Genomic DNA, 10,824 nt, shown 5'->3' on the forward strand with positions numbered 1-10,824 from the left:
TTCCGGCTCAAGGACGGCCGTCTGCACCTGGCGGGCGGGATCGTTGTGACGGTGGTGTGGTCGCGACAGCTGCCCAAACCGCCGTCCAGCGTGCGTGTGTACCGCGACAGCCTCGGGCACTGGTACGCCGGCTTCGTCATCCCCACTGTGACCGAGGCTCTGCCAAAGACCGGTGCGGTGATCGGGATCGACTGGGGTGTGAAGGAGACCGCGACCACCACGTCCGACGCCCACGACTTGCCGCACGCCGAGCACGGGAAGACGGCCGCCGCGAAGCCGGCCCGGTACCAGCGGATGATGGCCCGTCGCGCAACGCCGAAGAACCGGCCCGACACCAAGGGATACGAGAAGGCCCGGCGGGCGGCGGCGAAGGTGTCGAAGAAGATCGCCCGCCGGAGCCAGGACACCGGCCGCAAGTGGGCCAAACGGATCGTCCGCGACTTCGACCACCTCGCCGTCGAGGACTTCAAGCCGAAGTTCCTCGCCAAGTCCCGGAACATGTCCCGCAAGGCGGCCGACGCCGCGATCGGCGCCACCAAGCAGGCCCTGATCGAGATGGCCCGCAAGCACGGCAGGACCGTGCACCTTGTCCACCCCGCGCACACCACCATGGACTGCGCACACTGCGGAGCGAGAGCCAAGCACCGTCTCCCCCTCTCTGAGAGAATCTATTCGTGCACCGCGTGCGGAACCGTGTCCCCCAGGGACAAGAACTCCGCCCGCGTGATGCTCGTCCGGGCTGGTCTCAACCCGGCTAGTGCTGATCTTGTGAGCCCTGCCACCTGCTAGGTGTCAGGCGAAGTGAGCTAGGAATCCCGGCCCTTCAGGGCGGGGAGGACGTCAAGACGCCCCGCAGATCAGGGCACTGGCGCTCGTCCACCACTGCCGGCCGATCTCGGGCAGCGTGTGCACCGGGTCGTAGTAGTGGTGCACCCGCTCCAGACCGGCCGGGTCGTCCTGGTCGAGCGTCGTACGGTAGTTCTTCGTCCACGACGAGATCCCGCGCTCACGGTCGTAGCCGTCCACCTGGTCCACCCACCGCTTGCCGACGTACGGCACGTCGCACACCAGCCGCGGCGTGGCGAACCCGGGCAGATAGCCCATGATCGAACGCTGCAGCGCCTGGGTGCGCTCCAGCGGCAGCCGCCAGTGCTCGGCGCCGGGGACCATGTCGCAGAGGTAGAAGTAGTACGGCATGACCTGCGCCGAATCCAGCAGTGCGAAGCACAGGTCGAGCAGCGACTCGGGCGTGGCGTTGACCCCGTCCAGCAGCACGCCCTGGTTGCGCACGTCCCGCAGACCGGCCCCGAGCAGCGCCCGCGACGCCTCTGCGACCAGCGGCGTGATCTGCTGGGCGGCGTTGGCGTGGGTGTGCAGGGCCAACGACACGCCGCGCTCCCGTGCCTTGGCGGACAGCGCGGCGACACCGTCGAGGACCTGACCGGCCAGCCAGTGCTGCGGCAGGCCCACCAGCCCCTTGCTGGCCAGCCGGATGTCGCGCACCGAGTCCAGCTCGAGGAGCCGGTCGACGAACGACGCCAGGCGCGGCCAGGGCACGTTGGCCACATCCCCGCCGGAGACGACCACGTCGCGCACCGACGGCGTCGCCCGCAGATACTCGATCATGCGGTCCAGACGGTCGGCCGGACGCAGCACGAAGCGGTACTTGGTGATCTGCGGCGTGGAGGTGCCCACCAGATCCATCCGGGTGCAGTGCCCGCAGTACTGCGGGCAGGTGGTCACCAGCTCGGCCAGGACCTTCGTCGGATAGCGGTGGGTGAGCCCCTCCACCGCCCACATCTCCGCCTCGTGCAGCGAGTCGCGGGAGGCCAGCGGATGGCTCGGCCACAGCGGATGCCGGTCGGAGGCCAGCGGCAGCATGTAGCGGCGCACCGGGTCCTCGTACCAGGCGGCCGTCCGAACGGCCGTGTGCGGCGCCATCGTGTTCAGCACGTGCGGCGTCAGCAGGACGGGCATCGTCGCGTGCTCGCGCTGGTCGGCCTCCAGATCGGCGTAGAACGCGTCGTCCAGGCCGCCACCGGCGACCCGGGCCAGGTCCTTCACACCCTTGACGCAGTGCGCGCGCTGCCACTGCGGATCGCGCCACTGCTCGTCCGTGACGTGTCGCCAGCCCGGGAACCGGCGCCAGTCCGGCTCCACCGCCTCGTGCCGGGCATAGGCGTACGGCTGGGGGAGGGGCTCGGCGGCGGTGTCCGCGGTGACGGACCCGGTGCTCAGTGGACGGGACACCATGCTCCTCGGGTGTTGTGCCTTCGGTTCGTCGGAACGTCACAAAGAAGGGGGCCGGGGGCGCCGGTTCAGCGGGAGAGCCGGAAGACGAGCAGCCCCTCGGCGTCGCGCCCGTCCAGCAGCTCGAAGCCCGCCCGCCGCATGACGTGCTGGGATTTGGTGTTGTCCTCGGTGGTCGTGGCGACCACCGTGTTCACCCCGCTCCGGCCCAGCGCCCAGTGGGCCAGTTCGCCCAGCGCCTCGGTGGCGTAGCCGTGGCCGCGGGCCTGCTCGGCGAGGTCGAAGCCGATCTCCACGCTGCCGTCGCAGGGCGGCCCGTGGAAGCCCATCGCGCCGACGATCAGGGCGTCCTCGGCCCGGAACAGCAGATACATGCCCCAGGCGGCCACATGCGCGCCGGCACCGGCCGCCCTGTCGAGCATGCGGGCCGCGACACGGGTCTGCTCGCTCGGCGCGCCGCCCAGCCAGTTCAGTCCGGCGTCCGCGCCCGCGGCGATCTGCCGCGCCTCTTCGGGCAGCACCTCACGCAGCCACAGCCGTGCGGTGGCCAGCAGTTGCACGGCGGGCCGCCGCGCGTCCTCGGCGGCGGCCCGCCGCACCGGGGTGGGGCGGCCGTCGGTCCACAGCTCTGCGATCCGGTCCAGACAGGCCTGCTCGCCCCCCGACCAGCCGGTGGCCTGCCAGCCCGCCGGCAGGCCGGTGCCGCTGGGCCACACCGCGTACTGCTGCCGGGTGTTGACGATCACTGCATGGGTCACGGGGTGCTCCTGTGAAGGCGGTACGGGTGCGGGTCCGGTCACCGGACCGGGTCGATCACGTCGAGGGCGTCCAGCAGCCGGGTGAGATCGGCGACGGGCCCCAGGGAGACCCGCAGATGCCCGGCGAAGCCGAACCGTCCGGCGTCGCGGACGAGGATGTCGTGCTCTGCGGCCAGCCGCTGCTCCGCGGCGGCGGAGTCGCGGACCGCGACGGCGACGAAGTTGGTCGCCGACGGCAGCGACGTACGCCCGCGGGAGCGGAGCGTGCCGCGGAACCATGCGCGGCGCAGCGCGTTCTGCCGGCGCACCTCGTCCAGGTGGGGACGGTCGGCGAGCGCGGCCACGGCGGCCGCCTGCGCGACGGTGTTGACGCTGAACGGCAGGGTGGCCTGGGCCGCGCGCAGCGCGGCGATGAGATCGGGCGAGCCCACCGCGTAGCCGATCCGCAGCGCGGCCAGACCGTACGCCTTGGAGAACGTGCGCAGCGACAGAAGCGGCGCCCCGCTGCCCAGGTGGTCCCGCACCTGCGGGGTGCCCGCCGGGGCGAACTCCAGGTACGCCTCGTCGACGACCAAAGGCGTGCCGGTCACCGCCGCACGCTCCACCAGCATGCCGAACCGGTCCCGGTCGAGGACGGCGCCGGTCGGGTTGTGCGGGTGGCACAGGTAGACGATGCCCGCGTGCTCCATGGCGGCGGCGATCGCTTCGGCGTCCGCTTGCGCCTCCCGCAGGGGGATCTCCCTACAGCCACGCCCGGCCTGCGTCAGACAGATGCGGTAGCCGGGGAACGTCCCGGCCGAGGTCACCCCGGGCCGGCCGCGGTCGCCCAGCGCGAGGGCGCTCAACAGCACCAGTTCGTCGCTGCCGTTGGCGACGGCCACCTGGGCCTCCCCGACGCCGACCCGTTCCGCGATCGCCGCCACCGGCACGGCACGGCCCGGATCGGGGTAGACGGAAGCCGGATCGAGGGCCTCGTGCGCCGCGCGCACGGCCATCGGGCTGGGACCGTAGGCGTTCTCGCTCAGGTGCAGCCGGGCAGGTGCGAAGCGGGCCGGCGCCGTGGTCATGCCGCTTCCCCCAGCAGGATGCCGAAGCAGTAACTGCCCGGCTCCGCCTCCAGGGTGACGAAACGGTGCTCGGCCCCGGCCGGCACGTGCAGCAGCGCCGGGGAGGACAGCTGATGCGTCCGGCCGTCGACCGTCACCTCGATACGGGCGCCACCGGGGCGCGGGGAGACCAGGAAGTAGATCTCGGCGACCTCGTGCCGGTGCGGATCGGCCACCGGACGGCCCACCAGGTGGTCGATCGGGCCGCCCGCGACCTGCACCGGGACCCCGCCGAACATGTCGGCCGTCAGATAGAAGGGGGCGGGTTCGTGATGACCGGCGACCGGCAGGAACTGCGGTACGTCGGTACGGATCTCAGCGGCTGCCACAGGGCCACCTTCCCTTCCGGCTACGGACCTCGACGGTGGTGAGACTCCACGACCCGGCTCGAGCGGGACTGGAGCTGCGGTCCGGCCGCACCGGCCCGCGCGGCGAGAGGGACCGGAGCGCAGACAGCGGCGCCCGCCGCGACGGGAGGGGCCGCAGCGCGGGAAGCGCCGCGGGCCGCGGCCGCTCACCGGGCCGGCACCGGCCCGGCGGCGGGCGCCGCGGACACCGTCTCCGGTGCGCCGCCGGGACCGGCGAACGTGAACGACAGCGCCTGAAGAGCACGCTCGACGGCCTCGAACATCGCGCCGTGGTCGGCCACCCGGCCCTCCACCCAGGCCAGTTCACCGGTGTCCACCCCGGCCGGCAGCACCGTGCCGGGAGCGTGCCGGGCCACCACACCGACCACTCCGTCCACGGCGAGCGCCTCGCGCAGCCCCCGCATCCCCAGAAAGGTCCCGCCGCCGGCGGGGGAGGGCACCGACCGGGTGAACACCACCGGGCCGTCCGGGGCCCGCAGCCGCGACACGTCCTCACCGAGCGCCACCCGCCCGGCCAGCGTCACCGCGTCGAAGTCGCCGCTCAGATGCGCCAGTTGCACCTGGAACCCGCCCAGACGCCCGTTGACCTCGATGATCCTCGGCCCGTCGGGCGTCAGCTTGATCTCGGTGTGCGTGACACCCGTCGTCACCTCCAGCGCCCGCAGCGCGCCGCTCACCAGACCGAGCACCTGCTCCCGCTCCGCCTCCTCCAGCGGCGCCGGCCGCAGGTGCCCGGTCTCACGGAACGGCGGCGCCAGCGGGAACTTCCCCGTCACCGCCCAGTGCGAGACGCGGCCGCCGGTCACCGCCGACTCCACCGAGACGTGGTCGCCGAACGGCCCGCAGTCCCGGCCGCGCAGATACTCCTCCAGCACCAGCGCACTCTCACCCGGCCCGTCCTCCGCGTCCCCGGCCGCCGCGCCGCCGGACAGCAGACGGGCGGCCAGCTCCGCCCCCCGTGAGGCGTCGGTGACCAGATGCGTACTGCGGCTGCCCTCCCCGCGCGCCGGCTTGAGGACCGCCGGCAGGCCCACGGCCGACAGCGCCGCCGGCCAGTCACCGGCCTGACGCAGCAGGAAGGACCGCACCCCCTCCACGCCGCGCTCCCGCAGCCTTGTGCGCTGCGCGTACTTGTCGCGCAGCAGCTCCACGGTGGCCGGCGAGTGGAACGGCAGCGACAGGCGCGCGGCCAGCGCGGCCGTCTCCGGCAGCCGGGACTCGCTGAAGGTGAGGATCGCGTCCGGGGCGAGTTCCCGCAGCCGGGCGGCCGTCGCGTCCGGGTCCGCCGGATCCAGCCGCACCACCGGAGCCAGTTCCTCGGCCAGCGGCGCCACCTCGTCGCTGTGCGGGGACGGGCACAGCACCAGGACCACGTCGCCCAGCACCTCCAGACCCTCCACGATGTGCAGGGGGGAGGCCGAGCCACGGTCGTAGACGACGGCGACGAGCGGGCGTCGCTGAGCCATGAGGAGGCTCCTTCACTTCGAGGGACGGGGGAGAGGCGGGCGGTGGTTCAGGCGGCGCTCTGGTCGGACTCCTCCGCGAAGCGCACCCCGGACAGCACGCTCGCCAGCGGCACGCCCTCGGCCGCACCGGACGGCGCGGCCCCCGCGGCCGGGGCGGCGCCCGCGCCGAAGAACGGCAGCGCGTCCGCCACGCCGTGCACCTCGGCGCCGATACGCCGGTGCGCCTGCCAGCGGGAGCGGGTCAGCCGGAAGCGGTCGCTCACCACCTGCTCGCCGCGGACCGCGTTGACCTGGCTGCCGTCCCGTTCGAAGCCGAACTTGCGGCACACACCCTGCGAGGCGTCGTTGCCGCGCCGTACGACGGAGAACGCCTGCTCGGCGCCCAGCCCCGTGAACGCCAGCTCCAGCGCCGCGGCCCTGGCATGCCCGCCGAGCCCCTCGCCCTGCCGGCCGAGCGCCAGCCACGAGGTCAGCAGCACCTCACGGGTGACGCCGAAGTCCCGGCCGCCCAGGCTCTGCGAACCCACGACCTGCCCGTCGGCGACGACGACCAGATACAGCGTCCAGTCCTCGGGCGTCCAGGACGCCATCGCCTTCCAGTGACGCTGCAGCACCCGCTGGGCCACCTGGGCCGGCGTGCCGTCCGTCCACTGCGAGAAGAACGGCATGAAACCCGGTGCGTGCACGCCCTCGACGGCCCGGTCCGCGAGCGCGTCGAGATCCTCGGGCGTCGGCCAGCGCAGCTCGACGCGCCCTGTGCGCACCGTGATACCGGTGAGCGGCCAGTTGTTCATCATCGTTGTTCGGCACCTCGTCGGGACGGAAGAAACATGAGGGGGACGCCGGGCCGGGCCCGTCACACGGGTGAGACGGCACTCTCGGCGGGACGGGCCGCGCCGGCCGGCACCGGCTGCCCGGAACGCGACGGCTCGGCCTGCGGCTGTTCCGGCTGCGGCGGCGCCGGACGCGGCTCCTCCACCCCCGCCTCCGCCTCCGGCTCGGCCTCGGGCTCCGGTGCCGGCAGGTCCGCCTGCGCGCTCAACCCCGTACGCAGCCGCACCGCCACCGCGACGACCCCGACGCAGCCGCCCAGCAGCACCGCCATCAACGCGATGCCGTCCGCCCACGGCAGCGTGGCGCCGGCGAGCGCCGGACCGGCCACCGAACCGGTCGAGATCGCCACCGACAGCAGCGCGTTGACCCTGCCCCGCACCTGCTCGGCCGCCAGATCGTTCAGCAGCGACGTCACCACCGGGAAGACCAGCGCCTCGCCCACCGACAACAGCACCACACCCGCCAGGGCGAGCGTCAGCGCCGCCGAACCGTGCCCGAACCCGGCGACCGCCACCAGGGCCCAGGCCGCCGCCCACACCGCGCCGGAGACGGCGAGGACCGTGGAGCGGCGGATCCTCTGGATCCGCTCGGCCAGCAGGAACTGCGCCCCGACCGCGACCACGATGTTGACCGCGAACGCGCCGGAGATGCCCTCGGGCCCCAGCGCACCGCCCTGCGTCAGATAGCCCGGCAGACCCGAGCGGAACTGCCCGTACGAGACGAGCGAGCAGACCACCAGAGCGCCCAGCAGCGCCGCGATATGACGGTGCCTCAGCACCTCGCGGTAGCCCGCCGGCCGCCGGCCCCCCTGCGCGCCCTTGTCCTCGCCCGCCTGGACCACCTTCGGCAGCAGCCAGAACAGCACGGCCCCCGCGAGCAGGAACGTCGCCCCGTCCGCCAGGTACAGCGCGGCGAACCGGGCCGCCCGCGACCCGGCGTCCATCGACGCCACCACACCGCCGGCCAGGACACCCAGCCCGGTCATCGCGTTGAACACCGCGTAGTCGGCGCTGTAGGCGAGACCGCGCTCCCGCGCGGAGGCGGCCCCCGCGTACAGGAACCGCAGCACCGTGCCCACGCCGCTGATCCCGAAGCCGTACACCAGTGCCGCGACCAGCGCCGAAGCCGCCCCGTCCGCCTGCGCGTACAAGGCGGTGCCCGCGCCCGCCACGGCCATCACCAGCGGCACCGTGGTGCGCGGCGGGAACCGGTCGAGCAGCGCCCCCCACAGCAGCCCGCCGGCGACCGCGGTCGCCGCCTGGACGGCCAGGGTCACGGCGGGCACCCAGGCGGGCAGCCCGTGCACATCGCTCAGATAGATCCACAGGAAGGGCAGGACGAGGCCGCCGCCGAAGGAGTTGACGGCGTTGACCGCGAGGACGACCCGCGTGCGCGGCGAGAACTCCCGCAGCAGGGCGAGGGGACTGGTCATCGTGCCTCCAGCACGTAGAGCCACGAGTGGGGGGTGCCGAACGGCACGGTGCGGCGCGGCACCAGGCCGGCCGCGGCGAACAACTCCTCGTACGTCTCCTTGGTGTGCAGCGGCACACCCATGAGCGCGTGGGCCAGTTCGTAGCCGAGCGAGAACACCGGCAGCGTCTGCGCGCCTTCCGCGTCCGGGCGCAGCATCGTGTCGGCGAACACGAAGGTGCGGGCCGACGGGAACGCCTCGCGCAGCCGCGTGAAGGTGTGCGGGCGGGTCGCCGGGTCGGCCAGCAGGTCGTGCAGCAGGAAGAAACTCATCACCGTGTCGACCTCGGCGAGCTTGTCGCGGTGCGCGGCCCGGTGGCACACGTCGAGCACGTCGGTCCTGATGGCCTCGACCCGGCCGCTCAGCCCGGCCTCCGCGATCGTGCGGTGCCCGAGCTCGGTGGCCGGGCCGCTGATGTCCAGGCCCAGACCGCGGGTGCCGGGACGGTTGCCGACGACGCGGCTGACCCGGGCGGAGATCCCGCTGCCGAGGTCGGCGAGGGTGGAGAAGTCGACGTCGGCCAGGACCTCGTCGAGGGTGCCCGCCATGAAGGAGCGGTCGTTCTGCCCGGAGCCGAGCGCCACCATCGCCTCGTCGCGCAGCACACCGGTGCCGAACTCCGCCTCCCCGGACACGATCCGGTGCGCCTGGGCGAACACCTCGGCGTAACCGCCGACCCCCCAGGTGAAGTAGCCGCGCATGCGGATCATCTCCTGGCCGGCGGTGGTCAGCAGCGCCGTGCCGCCGTCGTCCTGAAGCCGCAGCCAGCCGCAGCCGGCGGCGGCCCGCACCACTTCGCGCAGCACCCGCTCGCGCACGGCCGGTCCCGTCTCCGCGGCGAGGGCACGCAGGTCGAGCAGTGGGTCGTGCTCCAGCCGGTCCCAGATGCCGAGCCGGTCCAGGGCGTGGACGACGGTGGCGGCGACGTAGCCGTTGAAGGCCTGGTCGACGCCTATCGGGGCGGGCGCGGCACCTGCCCAGTCGGCGGGTACGGCGGCCGGCGCTGCGGGTGCTGCGGCATGGTCCAGGGCGGCGGTCATGGCGGGTCCTTCCGGTGTGCGGACGAGGGTGGACGGGGAGGTTCAGGCGGGTGCGGCGGCCGGCAGCGCGGCGGCGCCGGCCAGTTCGGCCCAGTGGGCGAGGAGCTCGTCCGCGGACGAGGACCCGGCGACGGGGGCATAGGCGGCGAGGGCCACCGCCCAGCCCTCGCCCGCCGGGGCGAGGGCCAGACGCACAAGAGGCACGTCGGCCGCGGCGAAGGTCTGTCCGGCCACGGCGGCCCGCACCCGTTCGACCGGGTCGGCGCCGTCGTCCGGGGCGAGCACCGTCACCGGCACGGGCCGGGCCGAGGCACGGGCGTACCAGCGCCCGCCGTGCCGGGTGAAGACGGTGCGCAGCGCGGGGCGGGCGTCCAGCAGCGCGCCGAGCGCGGCCTGCGCCTCCCGAACGGCGGGCGCGGGCCGCGGCAGGACGGCCGTCGCGCACAGCGCGTGCTCGGCGGCGCTGCCCGAGCGCACCAGATCGTGGAAGAGCCACCGCTGCTCGTGCGGGGTCAGGGCCCGCAGCCCGGCCGGCGGTGCGATGCCGGCCGCGGAGCACGAGCGCCGGAACGGATAACCGGGCAGCCGCACCCGCCGCCCCGCCCGCCCCAGCGTGCAGTCCACGTCGAAGCCGTGCTCCCACAGCCCGGCGAACACCCGCGCGTACGAGGCGGGATCGGCCGGGTCCAGTGCGAACACCGCACCGTCCGCGTCCCCGAACCCCCCGCTACCGCCGCCCGTGCGGCGGGCCGGGGCCCGGTCGCCCGCGGGAACACCCACACGGAGCACCACCGCGCCGTCCGGCAGCGCCCCCGCCGCCGGCACCCGCGCGCCCGTCGCCGCCGCCCGCAGCGCGTCCGCCGGCGGCAGCTCGCCGCGCAGGGCCGCCGCGGCCGCCGCGCCCGCGCCCCGGCCGAGGACCGTGTCCGGGAGCAGCCCGTGCGCCGCCAGCCACGCTCCCATGCCGTGCAGGGCCGCCGCCGTGCAGGCCGCGAGGCGGTCCGCACCGGCGGGCAGGGACAGATCGCCCGCCACGGCCGACGCCTGCGCGACCTGCGGCAGTTCCGGGCCGCCGTGCAGCGCCGAGCCGTCCCCGAGGTCCAGGACCAGCGCCGGAACCGGCGCCGCCGGGCGCGGCCGGTCGGCCGACTCCCGCAGCGCGGCCGCCAGTTCGACCGGGTCCGTGCCAATCACCGCGTGCCGTACGGGAAACCGCTCCCGCCCGTGCGCGAGCGTGGCCGCCACGTCGTCCACCGCCGGCGACGGGTCCTGCTCCAGCCGCTGCGCGAGCCGCACGCACGCGGCCGCGGCCGTCTCCGTGTCCCGCGCGGAGACGGCCAGGACCCGCGGCGCGTCCGGCCCCGTCAAGAACGTCGTCGTCATCGCCGCGTTCACCGGATTTCTCCCAGGGTGCCACGCCCTCCAGGGCGGGGAGGAATGGGTCCTTGGGACGGAGCCGCGAAGCGGCGGAGTTCTCTGCGCATCTGTTCTGACCTGCACTCTCTTCCGTCGTCAGTGGCGGCTGTTAGGT

At 74.3% G+C, this 10,824-nt stretch carries 10 protein-coding genes; 1 reads left to right on the forward strand and 9 read right to left on the reverse strand.

What is annotated here, in order from left to right; all coding sequences use genetic code 11:
* On the forward strand, positions 1–789 hold a 789-nt coding region (locus tag ACTMTU_RS35770), incomplete at its 5' end, for an RNA-guided endonuclease InsQ/TnpB family protein (RefSeq protein WP_441267599.1).
* 51 nt (positions 790–840) lie between these two features.
* Here ACTMTU_RS35770 and ACTMTU_RS35775 read toward each other — a convergent pair.
* The 9 genes from ACTMTU_RS35775 to ACTMTU_RS35815 all read right to left on the reverse strand — a co-directional run bounded on the left by ACTMTU_RS35775 (position 841) and on the right by ACTMTU_RS35815 (position 10,676).
* Positions 841–2,253 carry a KamA family radical SAM protein gene (locus ACTMTU_RS35775; RefSeq protein ID WP_441267600.1) on the reverse strand — a complete coding sequence of 471 codons (1,413 nt, stop codon included), beginning with the start codon at positions 2,251–2,253 and terminating at the stop codon, positions 841–843.
* 65 nt (positions 2,254–2,318) lie between these two features.
* Positions 2,319–3,050: a GNAT family N-acetyltransferase gene (locus ACTMTU_RS35780; RefSeq protein ID WP_441267601.1), complete on the reverse strand. Its 732-nt coding sequence runs from the start codon at positions 3,048–3,050 to the stop codon at positions 2,319–2,321.
* Positions 3,047–4,075 carry a pyridoxal phosphate-dependent aminotransferase gene (locus ACTMTU_RS35785; RefSeq protein ID WP_441267602.1) on the reverse strand — a complete coding sequence of 343 codons (1,029 nt, stop codon included), beginning with the start codon at positions 4,073–4,075 and terminating at the stop codon, positions 3,047–3,049. Before ACTMTU_RS35785 ends, ACTMTU_RS35780 begins: the two co-directional genes overlap by 4 nt.
* Positions 4,072–4,443, reverse strand: coding sequence for a cupin domain-containing protein (locus ACTMTU_RS35790; protein WP_441267603.1), 372 nt, complete (start codon positions 4,441–4,443; stop codon positions 4,072–4,074). Before ACTMTU_RS35790 ends, ACTMTU_RS35785 begins: the two co-directional genes overlap by 4 nt.
* Before the next feature lie 185 nt (positions 4,444–4,628).
* The gene (locus ACTMTU_RS35795) at positions 4,629–5,948 is read right to left on the reverse strand and encodes an ATP-grasp domain-containing protein (RefSeq protein WP_441267604.1); all 1,320 of its coding nucleotides are present in this window, start codon (positions 5,946–5,948) and stop codon (positions 4,629–4,631) included.
* 47 nt (positions 5,949–5,995) lie between these two features.
* A complete protein-coding gene (locus ACTMTU_RS35800) occupies positions 5,996–6,745 on the reverse strand; it encodes a GNAT family N-acetyltransferase (protein WP_441267605.1) in 750 nt (249 codons plus the stop codon).
* 59 nt (positions 6,746–6,804) lie between these two features.
* Positions 6,805–8,214 (reverse strand): MFS transporter, encoded by a 1,410-nt coding sequence (locus ACTMTU_RS35805; RefSeq protein WP_441267606.1) that lies wholly within the window; start codon positions 8,212–8,214, stop codon positions 6,805–6,807.
* Positions 8,211–9,293: an SAM-dependent methyltransferase gene (locus ACTMTU_RS35810; protein WP_441267607.1), complete on the reverse strand. Its 1,083-nt coding sequence runs from the start codon at positions 9,291–9,293 to the stop codon at positions 8,211–8,213. The genes ACTMTU_RS35805 and ACTMTU_RS35810 overlap by 4 nt, the downstream gene beginning before the upstream one ends.
* A gap of 42 nt (positions 9,294–9,335) precedes the next feature.
* Complete coding sequence (locus tag ACTMTU_RS35815; protein ID WP_441267608.1) at positions 9,336–10,676, reverse strand: CurL C-terminal domain-containing protein; 1,341 nt, start codon at positions 10,674–10,676, stop codon at positions 9,336–9,338.
* Positions 10,677–10,824 lie beyond the last annotated feature (148 nt).

Source organism: Streptomyces sp. OZ13 (assembly GCF_052068155.1).
Lineage (GTDB): Bacteria > Actinomycetota > Actinomycetes > Streptomycetales > Streptomycetaceae > Streptomyces.